The organism is Bradyrhizobium sp. Kon10 (assembly GCF_055807395.1).
Window position 1 is genome coordinate 38,301 of record NZ_JBVVOZ010000006.1, and the last position, 20,964, is coordinate 59,264.

A 20,964-nucleotide genomic window follows, 5' to 3' on the forward strand; every position below is an offset into this window, starting at 1 on the left:
TTTCCTTAGGTCAAAGTAATTGCAGAAATATCGATACCAACGAGGACAGTTTCAGTATTTAGAGTCCCGTCCGGGTTTCTCCTGAAGTTGCGCCGTTTTGTCGGCACCATAATCCCTTGAATGTTCTTGTACTCGGACATGTAGTGCGCGGCTATCCCAGCCAAAATCCTTCCAGGGTCACCTGATTGAAAATGATATTCAGAGGACTCATGGCAGCGGGCTTTCCGCTGACGCCGCCATAGGCCACCATCTTGGCGTTCGACGTGAGGCAAGACGCAACCGAGTGCGAGGAGTCGCCACCCACGCCGTCAATGCCCAGCTTGATTTTAGCCTTGCCGGTCGCCGCTGCGACTTGCTTCACAACGTCGGGTCCATCGACAAGGACGACGTCAGCTCCGGCTGACGTCAGCTCATCCACGAGTTCGGGTCTGCGCACGAGGCTTACCGAGCGCAGTCCGAACTCCTTTGCAAACGCTATAACGCTGCGTCCCACTCCGGAATTGCCGGCGTTCTGGATGACCCAGTCGTCCTTGCCAAGTTCCACATACTCGGTTAGGAGCAATGCCGCTGTCAGCGGATTGATCCGAAGCATTGACATCTGTTGGGGATCGGCTTGCTCAGACAAGGCGATGAGATCGGCGGCCGCGACCGTTATGGCCTGCCTCCACACGGGAAGTCCGATCGGAATGGCGACACGATCGCCAGTCTTTACATTTTTAACCGAGGCTCCTACGGCGATAACGCGGCCAATAGCTTCGTTCCCGAGGGGCGCCGGCGGCTGTGGCCTGATCCCATACCTGCCACGGATCATCAGAAGTTCAGCGGGACCGATCGCTGAGTATTCGACTGCGACCGTGACTTCATTTGCTGCCGGCGGTGGGAGTGGATCGCTTTCGACAACTTCAACCACCTCGGTGGGATTGCCAAACTTAGACATTTGCAAGAACTTCATTGTCCCTCCGCGAGAGCCGTATGGCTCATTCCGCCAATTAATCTTATGGGTTCGCTGACCGCTCGAACCAAACCGTGCTAAGTTCGTATAACGAACTGTGATCAACGTCAACCTGTGTATGAAAAATGAACTCAAAAAAAGCGCATTCGCCCGAGCTGGATCTTCGCTTGATCTTGGAACAAAAGAACAACTGCTCCATCAAGCGAACGCTCGACATTGTTGGTGAAACCTGGACCTTGTTGATCTTGCGCGAGGCCTCATGGGGCGTTCGCCGATTCCAGGACTTTCAAACGTTTCTGGGCATACCAAGAGCGGTGCTGTCTGAGCGCCTAGAAAAACTTGTTGAGTACGGAATTTTTAAAAAAACACCTTACAAGGAGCCGGGAGCGCGAACGCGCTATCAATACGAACCCACCAAAGCCGGGATCAGGCTGCTCCCTGTGCTGATGGCATTGAGCCAATGGGGAGATGAGCATCTCGGCAAAGGATCTTCCCGCATGATCGACAAAGCGACTCGGGAAGAAGTGTTTCTGAAGGTCGTCAGTAAGAACGGCGACTATGTTCCAGTGGAGCGGGTGCGACCAATAGTGCGGAGGTAATCACACGTGTGTGGTCAATAATGTTGATCGACTTGCTGAAAGTAGAAAGACGTTCTTGAGCGATTGAGCAGTCGGGTCCCATCGTACGATTTGCCGAAGCTTCAGCAGTGCCTGTTGCGCTATGGCGACCTTCGAAAAGCGGTTCTTCTCTGAAACAACGAGATGGTAACAGCGCGGTTAGGTGTGCTCCGACCGGTTTTCTGCTATGAATATTGTCCTGGATATTTTCCACGGCAGCGGGAGTGTCATTCGGCCTGCAATACTTGAGCGCCGATTGACACTGGTGTCGCTTAACGTGCTTCCGCAGGTGATCGTCACGACGCCCGAGCGCTGCCTCGTGTTGCTGTCGATGCAGCCAGAGGTGCTTGCGGAACTCGGCCTCATCGCATTTTACGAATGCTATCTGCTCCATGCGCGCAAGGACGACAGTTGCCGGCGCGGACTACTGGAGGGCCCTCGCGTCCTCAAGGGCCTGAGGTGTACTTGCTACGCAAAGCCGGAGATCGCAGCCTTCTTGACGCCTGTGAGACGCAGATCGTCGCCCAGGACATCCAGCAGAGTGGCTGTCGGCGGCGCATCAGCGATGCGAGCCAGCACCTCAGCGAGACAAGCCGCTTTCACGCCGCTATTCGGATAAAAGCGGACGGGCGTTTGCCCAAGTGCGCCGGCGCGCCGGTTTACCCGCCTCACCTATGCGTTCGGCAAGAAGTTTGAGAACCACTGCCACGCGCTGGCGCTCTATTTGTGCTCTACAACTTCTGCCGCGTCCACAAGACGCTTGGCGCTACCCCGGCAATAGCTGCTGGCTTGATCGACCGCGTGATGAACGTGACGGACGTGGTCGCGCTCATCGTTGCCGCCAACCCGGTCCCGGCCGTTCGCGGTTCTTACAAGAAGCGCGAAGCGGACGAGATCTCAAACTGAGACACTACCCCAATACGCCATTTCCGACGAAAACCGCGGCATTCTGGCATGGTTGTTGCTAGTTTTGGCGACCAAGACGTCGTTGAAACGGGGGAGTTACCATGTCGACCATTGCCGCGGCCCCGGCCGCCGAGCCCAAGCCGCTCTACACTTCGCTGTTCGTCCAGGTTCTGGCAGCGCTGATCCTGGGCATCATCCTCGGCGTGGCCGCCCCGGACTTTGCCGTCAGCCTCAAGATCCTCAGCGATGCCTTCCTGAAGCTGATTTCGATGATCGTGGCACCGATCGTGTTCTGCGTGGTCGTGCACGGCATTGCCGGCGCCGGTGATCTCAAGAAGGTCGGCCGCGTCGGCGTCAAGGCGTTGCTCTATTTCGAGGTGATGACCACGGTGGCGCTCGTGGTCGGGCTGATCCTGGCCTACATCTTCGGCCCCGGCCATGGGATGAACATCGATCCCTCGACGCTGGATGCCAAAGCGCTCAACACCTATGCCGACAACGCCCACAAGCTCCAGGGTGCCGGCGTCGGCTCCTTCCTGCTCAACGTGATCCCGAGCACCTCCTTCGATGCGTTGTCGCGCAACGACGTGCTCCAGGTTCTGTTCTTTGCGGTGCTGTTCGGCGTCGGCCTGGCGCTGGTCGGCGGCGAGAAGGGCAAGCTCGTCACCTCGATGATCGACGCGGCCTCCACCGTGCTGTTCCGCGTCATGGGGCTGATCGTCCGCGTTGCTCCACTCGGCGTGCTCGGCGCGGTCGCATACACCGTCGGCAAATACGGTGTCGGCTCGCTGAAGCAGCTCGTCTCGCTGGTGATGCTGTTCTATGTCTCGGTCGGCATCTTCGTGCTCGGCGTGCTCGGCACCGTGATGGCGCTGGCCGGACTCAACATCCTCAAATTTCTCGCCTACCTGCGCGAAGAACTCACCATCGTGCTCGCGACGGCGTCCTCCGACGCCGTGCTGCCCCAGATCATGAAGAAGCTGGAGCGCATGGGCGTGAAGGATTCCGTCGTCGGCCTGGTGATTCCGACCGGCTATTCCTTCAATCTCGACGCCTTCTCGATCTACCTGACGCTCGCCGTCGTGTTCATCGCGCAAGCGACCAACACGCCGCTGTCGTTCGGCGATCTCCTGCTGGTGCTCGGCGTCTCCCTGATCACGTCGAAGGGCGCGCACGGCGTGCCGGGCTCGGCCATCGTGATCCTGGCCGCGACGCTGAACGCGGTGCCGAGCATTCCGGCGATCGGCCTGGTGCTGGTGCTGTCGGTCGACTGGTTCATCGGCATGGCGCGCGCGCTCGGCAACCTCATCGGCAATTGCGTGGCGACGGTGGTGGTCGCCGCCTGGGAAGGCGACCTCGACCGCGCCAAGGCGGCCAAGGTGCTCGAAGGCGGCGAGCTGGTGGACGTCACGGCGGGGTAGCGGCCGCAGGTCAATCATTCCAACGGAGCAAGGGCGTTCCAAACGCCCGGCTCCAGACGGACAGGAAACGCGGAAACCAGGAGTGAGCCACGGCGCCCTTGTAGGCCCAGGTGCGATATTTCAAGCCTGATTCCGAGATCAACTCTTGATATCCGCCATGGACCTCGGTCGCAGTCCGGATGTCCTTCAATATGCCCTGGGCATAGCGGCGATAGGTATCGCTCCCTGAGAATTCATCGTGATCCAGCATGCGATCGGCAAATTCGACGTTGAACGTCGGCCAGGAGGAGCGTCCCTGATAGGCGGGCGCCGCAATCTTGTGGATCATCTTGTTGCGCGGATTATTCGCGGACACCAGGAAGTGCGATGTCCCAGGTATGCGAAACCTCGGTTCGGCGATGATCAGATCCGTCGTCGCCGCGAACAGCGCGCGCTCGCTCGGATCGTTCATGTCCCAGAAGCCGCGATGGACGCTGACGAAATCGAGCGCGACCAGGGATGCCGGCGTGCCCGCCGGGCTATCCAGCGAATGCCTGATATAGCCATCCTTGCCGAACAGGCGGAGCAGGTCCTGCTTGTATCGCGCGAGGTCGCGCCCGAGCAATCGCTTCAGCCGGTTCTCGTAGACCACCCCGAGCTGCACACCCCACGCGAAGGTCGTGTAGACGCAGGCATTGGTGACAAACCGCCGGCGCTCGGCGCGGGTGTCCGTTGCCGCAGAGCGAGGGCCGCGGGCGTCGCAGAGCAAATATCTGGCGCCGTCAGCTTCGAACGGCTCGAGCTCGCTTGCGAGTTTCAGGATTGCGCGCTCCAGATCGCCGCCGTATTCGGCCAGCAACAGACGGCCGGCATGCGCGCACTGCGACATCGCCAGATAAGACGATGCCCGCTCTTCGGCAGAGAGCATCTGCCGGAGACCGGCAAGAACGCCCAGCAGCGTGTCCGAGGGGCGCGAGAAATAGTTCACGCCGAGATAACGGCCGCGTCCCGCCGGGACGATGGTCGTCGTGACGACATTGGCGCGAACCGCCGCCAGCAACAGACGGACGCTCTTTTCGAGCAGCCGCGCCCTCCGGATCGCGTCCTGAGCATCGATGATGGTCTCCGGATCGAGAACGTCCGGATAGAACCAGGCGAAGTCGCGCGGGTAGTAGGCCGATGCGTGCGGCGCCCCCGTGACGAGAAAGGACTCGGTCACCGAAAACGCACTGTCGATCGAGTGCCGGTAAAGGTCCGAGATCGCCGATGACACATCAGGCGGCTTTCTCAGGAATCGGTCGCCGAGAAAATTGACCGCCTGAAGGGCGTTGGCGACGAACGTCGCCGCCTTTCCCTGGTAAAACCGGTTTCCGCGATCGGATGGAAAGGAAAGGTCGCTGTTCATCTGAATCATTCGTGTCGGCAGGCCGGTATGTTGCGGGCCGCTTAGCCTTCCCGCGGCTGGAAATTCTCGACGACCCGCAGCAGGACCCGTGCGCCGGCATCGGCATCGCCAAGCTCGACATGCTCGTCCGGATGATGGCTGATCCCGCCGCGGCAGCGGACGAAGATCATGCCGACATCGGCGATGTCGATCATCGCCATACCGTCATGCCCTGCCCCGCTCGGCAGCTCGAATGCGGAAAACCCTTCCGTAGCGATGGCCTGCGCGATCTGATCCTTCAGCCAGGTCGCGCAAGGCACGGTGCGGTTCTCATGGGTGACGTCGAGCTGAAGCGCCAACTGCCGGCGCTTTGCGATCGCCTCGATCTGCCTGACGACATCGGCGACCGCGCGCTTGCGATGCATGTCGGTCGGCGCGCGCATGTCGATGGTAAACGACACTTCGCCCGGAATGACGTTGGTCGCGCCTGGCTTGGCATGGATGTAGCCGACGGTGCCGACGAGCCCGCTCGCATCAGTCCGGCAGAACTGCTCGATCGCTCCAATGCATTCAGCCGCGCCGCTGAGCGCGTCGCGTCGCAGCGCCATCGGCACCGTGCCGGCATGGCCGGCCATGCCAGTCAGCCGTGCGGCAAGCCGGGTTGCGCCCGCAATCGCTGTGACGACCCCGACGGGCAGATTCTGTGCTTCCAGCACCGGCCCCTGCTCGATGTGCAATTCGAGGTAAGCCAGCAACTCGCGCCGCGCCCGCGCCGCCGCCCCGATATGATCGGGATCGAGGCCGAACTCGACGAGCGCAGCCCGCATCGACACACCCTCGTGGTCGCGCGTATTCAAAACGCTCTCATCAAAGGTGCCCGCCAGCGCGCGGCTGCCGAGCAGCGTCGAGGCGAAGCGCACGCCCTCCTCGTCGGCAAAGCCGACGATTTCGACGGCAAACGGCAGGCGCTTGCCGCGACGGTTGAGATCGGCGACGCAGGAGATCGCCGTGATCACTCCCAGCGGTCCGTCCCATTTGCCGGCATCGCGCACGGTATCGTAGTGCGAGCCGAGCATCAGGCAGGGCGCCCCCGGCCGCTCGCCTTCGTAGCGGCCGCACACGTTGCCGATCGCATCGAGATGCGCGCTCATGCCGGCCTCGCGCATCCAGCCGAGAGTGAGGTCGGCCGCCCTACGCAGCTCCTTGCTGAGATAGATGCGGGTGAGCTTGTCGGTCTCTTCCGAAATCGCGCCGAGCTCTTGGATGCGGCGAACGATCTCCTTGCCGAGTGATGCATCTTGAACGGCGCTAGCAGCACCCATTTCGGTCGAGCTTTCCATCCTGGCGACCGCGCGCGGCGATCGTGACGACAATCGATACAAGTTCGGTGCCAGCGAAAATCGCTCCGCCGGCGCCCGTCCCAATCAGAGCGTGGTTAGCATGATGCGGGGAGCCGGCCGATCGTCCAACTCTCCGTCATGCACACGTATGAGCTGGTTAAGACTGCTTAAGTGCCTTGCATACAATCATACATGACTGCCTAATATTTAATCTGCCGATTTCCTGGTCAGGTTTATGAAGCGCGCCATAACGCTGTTGTTTCAAATGCTTATTCCAAAATGATTACTTCGTGACCTCTGGCACGAAGCTTGCGACATCCTGTTCCAGGCTCCGCCAGACCGGCGCAGCCGCGAGATCATGGCGGTGCAGCCGCCAAGGGAGCGAGCAATGGATTTTGGCAGGATTTCACGACGGCATTTGTTGCAGGGCGGTGCGGCACTCACCCTGGGCGCCGCGGCCGGCGCCCACCGGGCGTTCGCAGCCGATACGACCATCGGCTTCATCTATGTCGGTTCGCGCGATGACTACGGCTACAACCAGGCCCACGCCCAGGGCGCCGCAGCGCTGAAGAAAATCCCCGGCCTCAAGGTCGTCGAGGAAGAAAAGGTGCCGGAGACCGACGCGGTCGAGAAGACCATCGAGTCCATGATTAACCTCGACGGCGCCAGCCTGCTCTTCCCGACTTCGTTCGGCTACTACAATCCGCACATGATCAAGATGGCCAGCAAGTTCCCGAAGCTGCGCTTCGAGCACTGCGGCGGCCTCTGGAGCGACAAGGACCCCAAGAACGCCGGCAGCTATTTCGGCTATATCGATGAAGCCCAGTACATCTCCGGCATCGTGGCCGGATACACCTCCAAGAGCGGCAAGCTGGGCTTCGTTGCTGCAAAGCCTATCCCGCAGGTGTTGCGCAACATCAATGCGTTCGCGCTTGGCGCCAAGCTCGCCAACCCGAAGGCGACAACCCAGGTAATTTTCACGGGTGACTGGTCGATGCCGGTCAAGGAAGCTGAAGCCACCAACAGCCTGATCGACCAGGGAGTCGATGTGCTCACCTGTCACGTCGACGGCCCGAAGACCATGGTCGAGAACGCGGCCCGCCGGGGCGCAATGGTGTGCGGCTATCACGTCAACCAGTCGCCGCTCGCGCCGAAGGCTTATCTCACCGGTGCGGAGTGGAACTGGGAAGCGCTCTACCCGAAATTCGTCAAGATGATCGCCGCGGGCGAAACCATCCCGAATTTCTATCGTGGCGGCCTCAAGGAAGAGATCGTGAAGACCTCGCCCTACGGCGAAGCGGTTTCTGCGGAAGCGCGCAAGCACGCCGACGACGTCAAGGCAAAATTCTTGTCCGCCGACGGCTACGCCATCTTCAAGGGCGGGTTGGTTGACAACAAGGGCAAGACGGTGATCGCGGCCGGCACCGATCGGGGCCAGAAAGATCCCGAGCTCGAGAAGATGGACTATCTGGTCGAAGGCGTGATCGGAGCGACTTCGTGACAACGGAAGCGGCGGATTCCACTGAAGCGATCGGGGCAATCGCCCCGGCCGCGGATCCTGGTTTCCTCCAGCGCCACGGCGCGACAATCGAATACATTCTGATCCCGGGCGCGGCGCTGGCCGGCGCGCTCGTGGTCTTCGGCATCTTCGTCGCGATCTTCGGCAAGAACCCGCTCGATCTTTATTTTTATATGTACTACGGCGCCTTCGGCACCTGGTTTTCCTGGCAGAACACCCTGACGCGCGCCGCCCCCCTGATCCTCACGGCGCTCTGCACGGCACTGCCCGCCCAGCTCGGCATGGTCATCATCGGCGGCGAAGGCGCTCTCCTGATCGGCGCGCTGTCGGCGACGAGCGCTGCACTCGCGCTTCAGGGCATGCCACCGTTCGTCGTTCAGATCGCCATGGTTTGCGCCGGCGTGATCGGCGGCGGGCTGTGGATCATGCTGGCAGGCGCGCTGCGGCAGTATCGCGGCGTCAACGAAACAATCTCGAGCCTGCTGCTCGTCTACATCGCGCTCGCGATCCTCAACCATCTCGTCGAAGGCATGATGCGGGATCCCGCGAGCCTCAACAAGCCGTCGACCCGCGAGATCGGCGCCGCCAACATGATCGGCTCCATCCCCGGCACCGACGTGCATTGGGGCCTCGTCTTCGGCCTGATCGCCGCAATCGCCGCCTACATCCTGATCTATCACACCGTGTTCGGCTTTGCCGCGCGTGTCGCCGGCGGCAATATCCGCGCTGCGAAGATCGTCGGCCTCGGCGTGAGCAAGCTCATTTTGACGATTTGCTTCCTCGCTGGCGGCGCCGCAGGCCTTGCCGGCATGGTCGAGGTTGCGGCCGTGCAGGGGCGCACCAACGCCAACCTCGCGGCCGGCTACGGCTTCACCGGCATTCTTGTCGCCTTCCTCGCGCGGCAGAATCCGCTCGCCATCATCCCCGTCGCGATCCTGCTCGGCGGCATTAGCGCTAGCGGCGGCCTTTTGCAACGCCGGCTGGGATTGCCCGATGCATCCGTGCTGGTGTTGCAAGGCATCATCTTCGTCTTTGTGCTGGCAAGCGACGCGCTCTACGGCCGCATCGGATTCCTGAAAGGTAAGTCCTGAGATGGCAGACGGATCGATCGGACTCTGGACCGTCCCGCTCGCCGTGCTCGGCGGCGCCATTCGCGTCTCGACCCCGTTCCTGTTCGTGAGCCTGGGGGAATGCATCACCGAGCGCTCCGGCCGCATCAATCTCGGCCTCGAAGGCACGCTGGTGATGGGCGCGATGAGCGCCTATGGCATCTCCTATCTCACCGGCTCACCATGGCTCGGGGTACTCGCCGCCGGCATCACCGGTGCGTTGCTCGGCGCGCTCCATGCCGGAATCTGCTCGCTGCCGCGCGTCAACGACGTTGCGGTCGGCATCGCGCTGATGCTGTTCGGAACCGGACTTGCGTTCTACCTCGGCAAGCCTCTGATCGAGCCGACCGCACCGCGCCTGCCGGCAATCGATTTCGGCTGGTGGAGCGACATCCCGCAGCTCCGCGCCGCTTTGCGGGTCAATGTCCTCTTCCTGATCGGCGTCGCACTTGCACCGATCCTCTACTGGGCTTTCCGCACCACGCGCTGGGGCCTTCTCATCCGCACCGCCGGCGAAAGCTCGGATGCCGCACGCGCCATGGGCCATTCCGTGCTGCTGATCCGCCTGCGCGCCACCATGGTCGGCGGCTTCCTCGCGGGAATTGGCGGCTCTTTTCTTTCGCTGTTTTACCCCGGAAGCTGGAACGAGGGCCTGTCCTCCGGGCAGGGCATCACGGCGGTGGCGCTGGTGATCTTCGCGCGCTGGGATCCCCTGCTATGCCTGTGGGCCTCGCTCGCCTTCGGGGGCGCGGCAGCGCTGGGTCCGGCGCTGCAATCGGTCGGCGTCACCTCCGGCTATCATCTCTTCAACGCGGCGCCCTACATCCTGACGCTGGCGATCATGATCATCACCTGCTCGCCGAAGCGGACGCTGACCGGTGCACCCGCCGAACTTTCAATCACACGATAATCGCGCATCAACGAGGTCGTCCATGCCCGAGCGCTACATCAAGTCCGAGCCCTATGCCTGGCCCTACAATGGCGACCTCCGAGCGAAGAACACCGCGCTCATCATCATCGACATGCAGACCGATTTCTGCGGCATCGGTGGCTATGTCGACAAGATGGGCTACGACCTCTCACTGACCCGAGCGCCGATCGAGCCGATCAAGAAGCTGCTCGCGGCTATGCGCGCCCAAGGCTTTCACATCATCCATACCCGCGAGGGCCATCGCCCCGATCTGTCCGACCTGCCCGCCAACAAGCGCTGGCGTTCGCGCCAGATCGGTGCGGGCATCGGCGACCCCGGCCCCTGCGGCCGCATTCTGGTGCGCGGCGAGCCGGGCTGGGACATCATTGAGGAGCTCGCGCCGTTGCCGGGCGAGCCCATCATCGACAAGCCCGGCAAGGGTTCGTTCTGCGCCACCGATCTCGAGCTGATCCTGCGCGTGCGCGGTATCGAGAATATCGTGTTGACGGGCATCACCACCGACGTGTGCGTCCACACCACGATGCGGGAGGCCAACGACCGTGGCTTCGAATGCGTACTGTTGCACGATTGCTGCGGCGCGACCGACAAGAGCAACCACGAGCACGCGTTGAAGATGATTAAGATGCAGGGCGGCGTGTTCGGCGCAGTCTCGACCTCCGACGCCTTTATCGGAGCGATTTCGTGATCATCGGCGAGCCGCCCCCGCCGTCAGGCGCCTTCGGCGTCAACGCCATTGCCATGACGATGCGTTTCGGCGACTTCCTGGCGCTGGACAATGTCGAGCTGAAGGTGCGGCCGGGCTCGTTCCATGCGCTGCTCGGCGAGAACGGCGCCGGAAAGTCGACGCTGGTCAAATGCATCATGGGTTACTACCACGCGACCGAAGGCGACATCATCATCGGCGATCACGAGCAGGCGATCGCCAACCCGAAGGACGCCCACGCGCTCGGCCTCGGCATGGTCTACCAGCATTTCACGCTGGTGCCGGCGATGACGGTCGCGGAAAATCTTGTGCTGGCGCGCGACAACGTGCCGGCAATCGTGGACTGGGCCAAGGAGATGAAGGAGCTCGAGGCGTTTTTGGCGCGGATGCCCTTCAAGGTCCCACTCGGCGCAAAGGTCTCGGATATCTCCGCCGGCGAGCGGCAGAAATGCGAGATCCTCAAGCAGCTCTATCTCAAGCGGCGTTTCCTGATCTTGGACGAGCCGACCTCGGTGCTGACGCCAGCGGAAGCCGACGAGGTGCTCGGGATGCTCCGCGACATGGTGGTCAAAGGCGAGCTGACCATCCTGATGATCACCCACAAATTCCGCGAGGTTATGGCGTTTGCCGACGACGTCACGATCCTGCGCCGCGGCAAGCTCGCAGGTGCCGGCAAGGTCGCCGAGCTCACGCCCGATGCGATGGCGCGGACGATGATTGGCGCCGAAGAGTTGACCGTGCAGCCGCCGCGCACCGGCGAAGCGGGCGCGGCGAAGCTGACACTGAGCAAGATTCGCGCCCTCGACGATGCCGGCGCCATCGCCGTGCAGGACGTCTCGCTCACAGTGCGCGCCGGCGAGATCGTCGGCATCGCGGGTGTCTCCGGGAACGGCCAGCGCCAGCTCGTCGAAGTGCTGGCGGGCCAGCGCGAATCCGAGAGCGGCGAAATCCGCGTTGCCGGCGACCCCTATCACGCCAGCCGTGAGGAGATGCGGCGGCACAAGATGTCGCTCCTGCCGGAGGAACCGCTGAAGAACGCCTGCGTCGGCGGCATGAGCGTCGCCGACAACATCGCCTTCCGCGAGTTCGACCGTGCGCCCTTTGCCAGCCTCGGCTGGTGGCTCAATCGCGGCGCCTTCCGGGACGACGCGAAGAAGAAGATCGGGCAGTACAAAATCAAGACCCGGTCTCCGGATACGCCGATCTCAGCGCTGTCGGGCGGCAATGTGCAGCGCGCCGTGCTGGCACGTGAACTCGGCGATGACGTCGAGGTGCTGATTGCGGCCAATCCCTGCTTCGGCCTCGACTTTGCCGCGGTGGCGCAGATCCATGCCGAGATCATGGCCGCGCGCAATCGCGGCGCGGCGGTGTTGCTGGTCAGCGAGGACCTCGACGAACTGCTCGAGCTCTCCGATCGCCTGGTGGTGATGTTCCACGGCGAATTCGTGTATGAAGCACGGACCAGCGAGGCCGACCTTACCGTGATCGGCCGGCATATGGCGGGGCACTGACAAATGGTTTGAGCATGGTCTTTTCGGAAAACCGCTGCACACTTTTCCGGATCATGCTCGAGGAGCAGCGATGAGCGGCGCAGCCGAACGCGACGAACACTTTCTGCGCCTGTCCTTTGCGGTCGCCCGCCGTTCCCTCACCCATGGCAACCATCCCTTCGGCTGCATCGTCGTCGATGCGGACGGCCATGTGCTGATGGAAACCGAAAACGGCTACATGCCGGATCACGACAGCACCGCGCATGCCGAGCGCCTCGCGGCCACGCAGGCTTGCCGCACGCTAACTCGTGCGATCCTGGCGAAGGCCACACTCTATTCCTCCGCGGAACCCTGCGCGATGTGTGCCGGCGCAATCTACTGGGCAGGCATCGGCCGCGTGGTCTATGGCCTCGGCGAGCACCGCCTGCGCGGTCTTACCGGCAACCACCCGGAGAACCCGACGCTCGATCTGCCTTGCCGCGACATCTTTGCCGCCGGCCAGCGGCCGACGGAGGTCGTGGGCCCGTTGCTCGAGGACGAAGCCGAAGCGCTGCACGACGGCGTGTGGGCGAAGTAGAGAGCTTGTAGGGTGGGTTGGCGCAGCGTAACCCACCACTTCTCTCCCAACGCGAAAAACAAAAACGTGGGTTACACCCTTCGGCTAACACACCCTAGGTTGCCCCCTCGAAGCACCAATGGCGCCGCGCACTCCTGCGCGACGCCGTTGGAACCTGAAGACCTCCAGCCGATCAGAACTTCACAGTCACGCCACCATAAACCGTGGACTCCGTGCAGCTCTTTGTGCTCTGGCCGGTCGCTGCGATCGTGCAGACGCCCGCCATGGCGTTGTGGTCGAGGCCGAACTTGTTCTGCCAGTAACGATAGGCAACCCAGAGATCGACGAAATGCGAGTACTTGTCACCCCAGGCCGCCTTCGAAGCGTCGAAGGTCAGGCGGATCGGTTCGCTGTTCAGCTCGGTCTTGGACGCGGTCGAGAAGCGGCCGATGCCCGAGAGCGCAGGAAGACCATTCGAGTCGCCCTTCGGCCCGTACCAGCCGGCGCGGCCGCTGATCGACCAGAACTGCATGTTCGGCGGCAGGAAGCCGAGGTCCATGTAGTAGTTGATTTCGACGGCCCAGGTCGGACGGTAGCTCACATTGCCGTCGGAGTTACAGGTCACACCGGCCACGCCGGCACCGAATAGGCCGCACTGCGTGAAGGCATTGTGGTTCAAGAACTCCCAGTACATCAATGGAGAGACGTTGACGTAGCCTTTATAGGGAAGGTCGAAGGCGAACTGGAGACCGGCGACGACGTCGCGCTTGGCCGGCGCCAGGAAGTTGTTCTCGGTGTTCGCATCCATACCGACTTCGAACGAGATGTTGTGCAGCGGACCCATGGTGAAGGTCTTGGTATTGAACAGCTCGTTCCAGCCGAAGGTCGAGCGGAACAGGCCGTAGATCTCGGTTGCGCCTGCGCAATCGCCGACACCGCCGGTGATGGTCACGCCCGGCGCGGTACAGGGCGAAGCCGGATCGTTGTGGCCCGACTTGAACATCGAGATGGTGAAGAAGTTGGTGCCGTAGGCCCAGAGGTCGAAGTGAGTGAAGGAGTAGACCTGCTTGGCGGTGGTACCGTTGATGCTGCCATCGGGACGAGTGCTCCACATGCCGGGATCGGTACCCTTGGGCATCCAGGAGAACGACACACGGTCATCGATCACCAGGAAAAACGGCAGGTCCGCGGCCTTCTTGACTGCCTTGACCGGCAAATCCGCTGCCTGCGCCAGACCCCCCGTGGCAAGCGTAGCAAGTGACAGCGCCGCGGCTGCAACTGCTTTCAAACGAAACGACATCCTGAATACCCCCAAATTTGGACACGTAAAAATGAACGTCCCTGGATGCGACACTTGCGCCGATCTCCCGGAGTGAGAAGCCTCAACTTGTTCCAAGGCATGCCGCTTGTTTCGGCAGCGAGTGGCATTTCACGATGGATTCTCGAGGCTCGTGCGCCTCGCACTTCCCTGTAAGCGGCACGACAATTCCCGCGATTGCCAAATATTCCCGTTTGATTCTGCTCGGCTTTTGCGTCCTGCGCAAAGCGTGGACATGGGGCCGCGAACACGTTCATCATTGCTCCGCGGCAATGCATACGTGTGGCCACACGACAATGCTCAACTTCGCGTCAACCCTGCATAGCGGGTTCCGATTCGGTTCGAACCGTCACAAATTGGCAACAACCGTTGCTCGCAGGACGCGACCGCGACCGCTATCCGAGGGGCGATTGGAGGCGATCGTCGCCAGACGGGAGCCGCGACTCGCGACGCCCGTCGCCTGCCGAAGCGTTGAGCAAGGGATGACGTTTTTTCACACCTTACGCGGCGGTTCAAACTAGCCCAGTATTGAGGCACTTCATCGCATGCAAGCGTATCAGCGAATGTTAGATCCGACGGCTAACGACCTGCATTCCGGCGAGTCCTCGCTGCTGAGAGCGATCGGGCTCACCAAACGCTATGGGGATTTCCTCGCCAACGATTCCATTGACCTCGACATCTGGCCGACGGAAATCCACGCGCTGCTCGGTGAGAACGGCGCCGGCAAGTCGACGCTGGTCAAGGCAATCTACGGGCTGATCCAGCCCAGTGCCGGCGAGATTCGCTGGCAAGGCGAACCGATCGTGCTGTCTGGTCCCTCGGAAGCGCGCAGCCGCGGCATCGCCATGGTGTTCCAGCACTTTTCGCTGTTCGACAACCTCACCGTCGCCGAGAACGTCGCACTTGGCCTCGATGGAAGGGAATCCTTTAAGGACATGTCGGCGCGGCTGGAGCAGGTGTCGAAGACCTATGGCCTGCCGCTCGATCCCAGGCGCGAGGTCTGGCAATTATCCGTCGGCGAGCGCCAGCGCATCGAGATCGTGCGCGCGCTGATGCAGGATCCGAAATTCCTGATCCTGGACGAGCCCACCGCGGTGCTGACGCCGCAGGAAGCCGACCAACTGTTTGTCGTCCTGGAACGGCTCAAGGCCGAAGGCCGCGCCATCCTCTACATCAGCCACAAGCTCGAGGAGGTGAAGCGGCTCTGCGACACCGCCACGATCTTGCGCGGTGGCAAGAAAATCCAGACCTGCAACCCGCGGCTCGAGACCGCGGCCTCGCTCGCGCGCATGATGGTCGGCGGCGAGATCAAGGAAGTGAAAGCTGCAGCTGGCCGGCAGACCACGATACCACGGCTGGTCGTGAACGATCTCTCACTCGCGCCGGACGAGGCCCACGGCGTACGGCTCGAGCACATCTCGTTCGAGCTCAAGGGCGGCGAAATCCTCGGCATCGCCGGCGTGGCAGGGAACGGCCAGGACGAGTTGTTCGCCGCGCTGTCCGGCGAGCGCCTGTCGAAAGACCCCGGCACGGTGGTGATCGAGGGCATCGCCGCCGGCCAGCTTTCGATCACCAAGCGGCGCAAGCTCGGCGCGGCCTTCGTGCCCGAGGAGCGGCTCGGGCACGGCACCGCGCCGCGGATGAAGCTCTCGGAGAACGCGCTACTCACCGGGCATGCGGCGAGCGGCATGGTCCATCGCGGCTTCATCGACACCGCCGCCACGCTCAAGACGGTCGACCGTGCCACCGAAACCTTTGACGTCCGCAAAGCGAAACGCGACCCGGAAGCCGCCAGCCTCTCCGGCGGCAATCTGCAAAAATTCATTGTCGGCCGCGAGATCTTGCGCAATCCGGCGGTGCTGGTGGTGAGCCAGCCGACCTGGGGCGTCGACGCCGGCGCCGCCGCGGTCATCCGCCAGGCGCTGCTCGATCTGGCAACCGCCGGTGCGGCCGTGCTCGTGACCAGCCAGGATCTCGACGAGCTCGCCGAAATCGCCGATCGTATCGCCGTGATGTTCCACGGCCATTTGTCGGAGCCGCTCGCCACGCGCGACGCAACACGCGAAAAACTCGGCCTGTTGATGGGTGGCAGCAGCCTCGAGCCGAAGGAGGCCGCGCATGCAGCTGGTGCTTGAGAAGCGCGCCGAGCGTTCCAACACGATCGCACTGGTCTCACCACTGATCGCGATCGGCTTGACGATCGTCACTATGACCGTCTTGTTCGCGATCCTCGGCAAGAACCCGCTCCTCTCGCTGCAAGCCTATTTTATCGCACCGCTCACGGACAGCTATTCGCTCCAGGAGATCGCGGTGAAGGCGACGCCGCTGGTGATGATCGCGATCGGCCTGTCGCTCTGCTATCTCGCCAATGCCTGGAACATCGGCGCCGAGGGGCAATTCCTGATCGGCGCCGTCGCCGGAAGCTGGATCGCGGTGAAGACGCAAGGCACCGACGCCGGTGTCTGGGTGCTGCCGGCGATGTTCGTGCTCGCTGCAGCCGGGGGCGCGCTCTATGCGCTGATCCCGGCGATCTGCAAGGTGAAGTTCGGCGCCAGTGAAATCCTAACCAGCCTGATGCTGGTCTATGTCGCGGATCTCTTTCTGGACTACCTGGTGCGCGGCCCCTGGCGCGATCCGCAAGGCTTCAACTTCCCTACCACGGCCGAGTTCGATCCGGTCGCCACTGTCCCGCTCCTGATCGAAGGCGGCCGGCTGCATCTCGGCTCCATCATCGCGCTGCTGGTTGTCGCGGCTGCAGCCATATTGCTTGGACGGACCATCAAGGGTTTCGAGATCCGCGTGGTCGGTGCCGCGCCGCGTGCGGCACGGTTTGGCGGCTTCAACGCCAACCAGCTGATCATCCTCACCTTCGCGGTCTCCGGCGCGCTGGCGGGCCTCGCCGGCATCATCGAGGTCGCAGGTCCCGTCGGGCATCTCCAGCCCGGCATCTCACCGGGCTACGGTTTTACCGCGATCATCGTCGCCTTCCTCGGCCGGCTGAACCCGCTTGGAATATTAATTGCAGGCCTTTTTCTCGCATTGACCTTTATCGGCGGCGAGCAGGCGCAGATCGCAATGAAGATCCCGTTGGATGTCACCAAGGTTTTTCAGGGCATCCTGCTGTTCTACGTGCTCGCCTGCGACTCCCTCATCCTCTACCGCTTCAAGCTGGTTTTCCCGAGCCGTCAGGTGACCCGTGGAGCTGGTTGAAGCCATCATCCTGGCGGTGCTCGCCGCATCGACACCGCTGCTGATCGCAGCGAGCGGCGAGCTCGTGACCGAGCGCTCCGGCGTGCTCAACCTCGGCGTCGAGGGCATGATGATCGTCGGCGCGGCCTGCGGTTTTGGCGGCGCGTGGCTGACCGGCTCGATCTTCATCGGCGCACTCTTTGGCATGGTCGCCGGAATGCTGATGTCGCTGATCTTCGCACTGATGGCGCTCGGGCTTGCCGTCAACCAAGTCGCGACGGGCTTGGCGCTGACCATTCTCGGGATCGGACTGTCCGGCCTGATCGGCGCGGGCTTCGTCGGCGAACGCATCGCGCCGGCTGTGCATCTTTACATTCCGGGTCTCACCGATATCCCGCTGATCGGCCGCGTGCTGTTCGGCGAGGACGCTTTCGTCTATTTCTCCATCGCACTGATCGTGGCCGTCTGGTGGTTCCTGTACCGCACGCGGGCGGGATTGATCCTGCGCGCCTGCGGCGACAACCACATCTCCGCACATGCGCTCGGCTATCCCGTGCTGCGCATCCGCACCTTCGCCGTGATGTTCGGCGGCGCCTGCGCTGGGCTTGCCGGCGCCTACCTGCCGCTCGCCTATACGCCCTTCTTCATTCCCGGCATGACCGCGGGCCGCGGCTGGATCGCGCTGGCGCTGGTGGTATTCGCGTCCTGGCGGCCGGGCCGGCTCGTCGTCGGCGCTTACCTGTTCGGCGCGGTGACGATCCTGCAACTGCACGCGCAGGGCTGGGGCGTCGGTATTCCCTCGCAGTTCATGTCGGCGCTGCCTTATCTTGCGACCGTGATCGTCCTGGTCCTGCTCTCCCGCGCGCGCACCGGCGGCTCGACCGCGCCGGCCGCGCTCGGCACCGTATTCGTACCCGACCGCTAGGGTTTTCATTCCGCGGCATGTGCGATGGGGCGCGCGTGTTGCGGATCGTAGTTTCCCCGACTGTTTGGAGATTGATGATGAGGAAATCACTTCTTGCGCTGGCTGCCGGACTCTTGCTTGCCGGGAGCGTCAGTGCAGCCTCTGCCGACGACAAGTTGAAGGTGGGCTTTATTTACCTCGGCCCGGTCGGCGATCTCGGCTGGACCTATCAGCATGAGCTCGCCCGCCAAGCGCTGGTGAAGGAGCTCGGCGACAAGATCGAGACGACTTATCTCGAGAACGTTCCCGAAGGTCCGGACGCCGAGCGCGCCATCGAGCAGCTCGTGCGCGCCGGCAACAAGCTGATCTTCACCACTTCATTCGGTTACATGGATCCGACACTGAAGGTCGCGAAGAAGTATCCGAATGTGCATTTCGAGCATTCCACAGGCTACAAGCGCGACAAGAACATGTCGACCTATTCGGCCAAATGGTATCAGGGCCGCTACATCCAGGGCCTGATCGCGGCCAAGATGTCGAAGTCCGGCGTGCTCGGCTATATCGGCTCGTTCCCAATCCCCGAGGTTGTCTCCGGCATCAACGCGACGATCCTTGCGGCGCAGACCATCAACCCGAACATCAAGGTCAAGATCATCTGGGCCAACACCTGGTTCGACCCGGGCAAGGAAGCCGACGCCGCCAAGGCGCTGATCGACCAGGGCGCCGACATCATCATGCAGCACACCGATTCGCCCGCGGCGATGCAGATCGCCAGCGAACGCGGCAAGCTCGCCTTCGGCCAGGATTCCGAGATGATCAAGTTCGGGCCCAAGACGCAGCTGACCTCGATCCTCGACACCTGGGCGCCCTACTACATCGCCCGCGTGAAGGCGGAACTCGATGGCAGCTGGAAATCGGAGGACACCTGGGGTGGTCTCGACAGCCACATGTTCGCGATGGCGCCCTACACCAACATGCCTGATGACGTGAAGAAGATCGCCGAGGATGCCCAGGCCGCGATCGCCGCCGGCAAGCTGCATCCGTTCAAGTGCCCGGTCATTGGGCAGGACGGCAAGGAGATCGAGTGCAAGGGCGGCGCCAATCTCGCTGACGGCCAGATCCTCGGCATGAATTTCTACGTCAAGGGCATCGACGACAAGCTGCCAGGCAAGTAGCACGCTTCTTGCATTGATTTGACGACCTGCTCCTCCCGGAGGAGGTTCGGAGGGGGTGGCCAGAAGCACCCGGCACTTGTGGTCGCCCCCTCTTTTTGTTCCGGTGCTATCCGGCCTGCATCGCTCGCGCCGCGGAACTGTGGCGACGGACGAGATCCGCCACGTCCAGCCCCGGAACGGCGCCGTCGATAACGGCCCATCTTCCCGCCACCATCACCCGGTCGGCCTGATGCGCCCCGCACAGCACCAGCGCGGCCAGCGGATCGCCGTGGCCTGAGAAGCGCAGCTCGTCCAGCTTGAACAGCGCAAGGTCGGCAGCCTTGCCGACGGCGATCTCCCCAAGCTCCGGCCGACCTACGCACGCTGCCGACCCCTTGGTGGCCCAGCGCAATGCGTCCTTGTGGCTGACCTTCCTCACCCCGTAGCGCGCCCGCTGCAGCAGGAAGGCAGAGCGAACCTCCTGCATCAGGTTCGATCCGTCGTTCGACGCCGAGCCGTCCACGCCGATACCGATGCCGACGCCGGCGTCTTCCATGTCGCACACCGGGCAGCAGCCGGAGGCCAGCAGCTGGTTGCTACAGGCGCAATGGCTGATGGTGGTCTTGGCTTTTCCGAGCCGTTTCATCTCGTCGGCATTGAAGAAGATTCCGTGGGCAAGCCAGGTGCGGTCATTGAGCCAGCCGCATTGCTCAAGATAGTCGAGCGGGCGGCAGCCGTACATCTGCTGGCAGAACCTGTTCTCGTCTTCGGTCTCGGCGAGATGGGTATGCAGGCGCACGTCGAGCTTGTCGGCGAGATCGGCGGTGGCGCGCATCAGCGATGTCGTCACCGAAAAGGGCGAGCAAGGTGCGAGAGCGATCTGCACCATCGCGTCCGCTCCGCGCTGATGGTGCTTTGCGACCACCCGCGTGCTGTCGGCGAGAATGGTATCCTCGTCCTGCACGACGCTATCCGGCGGCAGGCCGCCATCACGCTGCGACAGGTTCATCGAGCCGCGCGTCAGCAGCACGCGCATGCCGAGCCGTTTCGCGACCCCGACTTCGATATCGACGGACTGCTCAAGCCCTGCCGGAAATACATAGTGGTGATCCGTCGTCGTGGTGCAGCCCGAGAGCAGCAGCTCGGACATCGCCACGGTGACGCCGAGCTCCAGTGATTCCGGCGTCATCCTCGCCCACACCGGATAGAGCGCCTGAAGCCATGGAAACAGCTCGCGGTCCATCGCCGCCGGCAGCGCGCGCGTCAGCGTCTGGTAGAAATGATGATGCGTGTTGATGAGGCCCGGCAGCACGACATGCTCGCTCGCATCGAACACGGCCGCATCCGCAGTCGCGGGCGCTCCGCCGGCCGGAACAAGCTCGATGATCCGGCCGTCTTTCGCCACGACCCCGCGCTCGGCGCCGCTGGCGAGGATGGCGAGCGGATCCCTGATCCAGATCGGCTTTGCGTCGCTCATGATCCTGCTTCTCCC

The 20,964-nt window shown here is 62.7% G+C and carries 18 protein-coding genes and 1 pseudogene; 13 read left to right on the forward strand and 6 right to left on the reverse strand.

Annotation, left to right across the window (positions count from 1 at the left end):
• Window positions 1-151 precede the first annotated feature (151 nt).
• On the reverse strand, window positions 152-952 hold the full coding sequence (locus tag AC0L2O_RS11090) for a zinc-dependent alcohol dehydrogenase family protein (protein ID WP_473369744.1): 801 nt from the start codon (window positions 950-952) through the stop codon (window positions 152-154).
• Between the two features lie 125 nt (window positions 953-1,077).
• Between AC0L2O_RS11090 and AC0L2O_RS11095 the strand changes: the two genes are divergently transcribed.
• On the forward strand, window positions 1,078-1,551 hold the full coding sequence (locus AC0L2O_RS11095; protein WP_473369745.1) for a winged helix-turn-helix transcriptional regulator: 474 nt from the start codon (window positions 1,078-1,080) through the stop codon (window positions 1,549-1,551).
• A gap of 486 nt (window positions 1,552-2,037) precedes the next feature.
• Here AC0L2O_RS11095 and AC0L2O_RS11100 read toward each other — a convergent pair whose 3' ends face one another.
• Entirely contained in the window at window positions 2,038-2,172 is a 135-nt protein-coding gene (locus AC0L2O_RS11100; protein ID WP_369722376.1) for a hypothetical protein, read from the reverse strand.
• Between the two features lie 49 nt (window positions 2,173-2,221).
• Between AC0L2O_RS11100 and AC0L2O_RS11105 the strand changes: the two are divergent.
• Window positions 2,222-2,475, forward strand: a pseudogene (locus AC0L2O_RS11105) (IS1 family transposase); the annotation flags it as partial.
• 101 nt (window positions 2,476-2,576) lie between these two features.
• Window positions 2,577-3,896: a dicarboxylate/amino acid:cation symporter gene (locus AC0L2O_RS11110; protein WP_473369746.1), complete on the forward strand. Its 1,320-nt coding sequence runs from the start codon at window positions 2,577-2,579 to the stop codon at window positions 3,894-3,896.
• A 10-nt stretch (window positions 3,897-3,906) separates the two neighbouring features.
• Here the strand turns inward: AC0L2O_RS11110 and AC0L2O_RS11115 are convergent, their stop codons facing one another.
• Together AC0L2O_RS11115 and AC0L2O_RS11120 are read right to left on the reverse strand one after the other, a co-directional pair.
• Complete coding sequence (locus tag AC0L2O_RS11115; protein WP_473369747.1) at window positions 3,907-5,280, reverse strand: hypothetical protein; 1,374 nt, start codon at window positions 5,278-5,280, stop codon at window positions 3,907-3,909.
• A gap of 41 nt (window positions 5,281-5,321) precedes the next feature.
• Window positions 5,322-6,581 carry an allantoate amidohydrolase gene (locus AC0L2O_RS11120; protein WP_409187807.1) on the reverse strand — a complete coding sequence of 420 codons (1,260 nt, stop codon included), beginning with the start codon at window positions 6,579-6,581 and terminating at the stop codon, window positions 5,322-5,324.
• Between the two features lie 406 nt (window positions 6,582-6,987).
• Between AC0L2O_RS11120 and AC0L2O_RS11125 the strand changes: the two genes are divergently transcribed.
• From AC0L2O_RS11125 to AC0L2O_RS11150, 6 genes are all read left to right on the forward strand, one after another.
• Window positions 6,988-8,100 (forward strand): BMP family ABC transporter substrate-binding protein, encoded by a 1,113-nt coding sequence (locus AC0L2O_RS11125; RefSeq protein WP_473369748.1) that lies wholly within the window; start codon window positions 6,988-6,990, stop codon window positions 8,098-8,100.
• Window positions 8,097-9,209 carry an ABC transporter permease gene (locus tag AC0L2O_RS11130; RefSeq protein ID WP_409187806.1) on the forward strand — a complete coding sequence of 371 codons (1,113 nt, stop codon included), beginning with the start codon at window positions 8,097-8,099 and terminating at the stop codon, window positions 9,207-9,209. Before AC0L2O_RS11125 ends, AC0L2O_RS11130 begins: the two co-directional genes overlap by 4 nt.
• Before the next feature lies 1 nt (window position 9,210).
• Window positions 9,211-10,137 (forward strand): ABC transporter permease, encoded by a 927-nt coding sequence (locus AC0L2O_RS11135; protein WP_188096507.1) that lies wholly within the window; start codon window positions 9,211-9,213, stop codon window positions 10,135-10,137.
• A gap of 22 nt (window positions 10,138-10,159) precedes the next feature.
• Window positions 10,160-10,843 carry a biuret amidohydrolase gene (gene biuH, locus AC0L2O_RS11140; protein ID WP_409187805.1) on the forward strand — a complete coding sequence of 228 codons (684 nt, stop codon included), beginning with the start codon at window positions 10,160-10,162 and terminating at the stop codon, window positions 10,841-10,843.
• Window positions 10,840-12,372 (forward strand): ABC transporter ATP-binding protein, encoded by a 1,533-nt coding sequence (locus AC0L2O_RS11145; RefSeq protein WP_369722369.1) that lies wholly within the window; start codon window positions 10,840-10,842, stop codon window positions 12,370-12,372. Before biuH ends, AC0L2O_RS11145 begins: the two co-directional genes overlap by 4 nt.
• A gap of 70 nt (window positions 12,373-12,442) precedes the next feature.
• Complete coding sequence (locus tag AC0L2O_RS11150; RefSeq protein ID WP_369722368.1) at window positions 12,443-12,928, forward strand: nucleoside deaminase; 486 nt, start codon at window positions 12,443-12,445, stop codon at window positions 12,926-12,928.
• A gap of 172 nt (window positions 12,929-13,100) precedes the next feature.
• Here AC0L2O_RS11150 and AC0L2O_RS11155 read toward each other — a convergent pair whose 3' ends face one another.
• Window positions 13,101-14,207: a hypothetical protein gene (locus AC0L2O_RS11155; protein WP_473369749.1), complete on the reverse strand. Its 1,107-nt coding sequence runs from the start codon at window positions 14,205-14,207 to the stop codon at window positions 13,101-13,103.
• 581 nt (window positions 14,208-14,788) lie between these two features.
• Here AC0L2O_RS11155 and AC0L2O_RS11160 point away from each other — a divergent pair.
• From AC0L2O_RS11160 to AC0L2O_RS11175, 4 genes are all read left to right on the forward strand, one after another.
• Window positions 14,789-16,360 carry an ABC transporter ATP-binding protein gene (locus AC0L2O_RS11160; RefSeq protein WP_473369750.1) on the forward strand — a complete coding sequence of 524 codons (1,572 nt, stop codon included), beginning with the start codon at window positions 14,789-14,791 and terminating at the stop codon, window positions 16,358-16,360.
• The gene (locus AC0L2O_RS11165) at window positions 16,344-17,435 is read left to right on the forward strand and encodes an ABC transporter permease (protein WP_473369751.1); all 1,092 of its coding nucleotides are present in this window, start codon (window positions 16,344-16,346) and stop codon (window positions 17,433-17,435) included. Before AC0L2O_RS11160 ends, AC0L2O_RS11165 begins: the two co-directional genes overlap by 17 nt.
• Window positions 17,422-18,339 (forward strand): ABC transporter permease, encoded by a 918-nt coding sequence (locus AC0L2O_RS11170; protein ID WP_473369752.1) that lies wholly within the window; start codon window positions 17,422-17,424, stop codon window positions 18,337-18,339. Before AC0L2O_RS11165 ends, AC0L2O_RS11170 begins: the two co-directional genes overlap by 14 nt.
• A 77-nt stretch (window positions 18,340-18,416) precedes the next feature.
• Entirely contained in the window at window positions 18,417-19,493 is a 1,077-nt protein-coding gene (locus AC0L2O_RS11175) for a BMP family ABC transporter substrate-binding protein (protein ID WP_369722364.1), read from the forward strand.
• A gap of 106 nt (window positions 19,494-19,599) precedes the next feature.
• On the opposite strand, the gene AC0L2O_RS11180 is transcribed toward AC0L2O_RS11175, so the two are convergent.
• Window positions 19,600-20,949: an 8-oxoguanine deaminase gene (locus AC0L2O_RS11180; RefSeq protein ID WP_369722363.1), complete on the reverse strand. Its 1,350-nt coding sequence runs from the start codon at window positions 20,947-20,949 to the stop codon at window positions 19,600-19,602.
• Window positions 20,950-20,964: the final 15 nt, after the last annotated feature.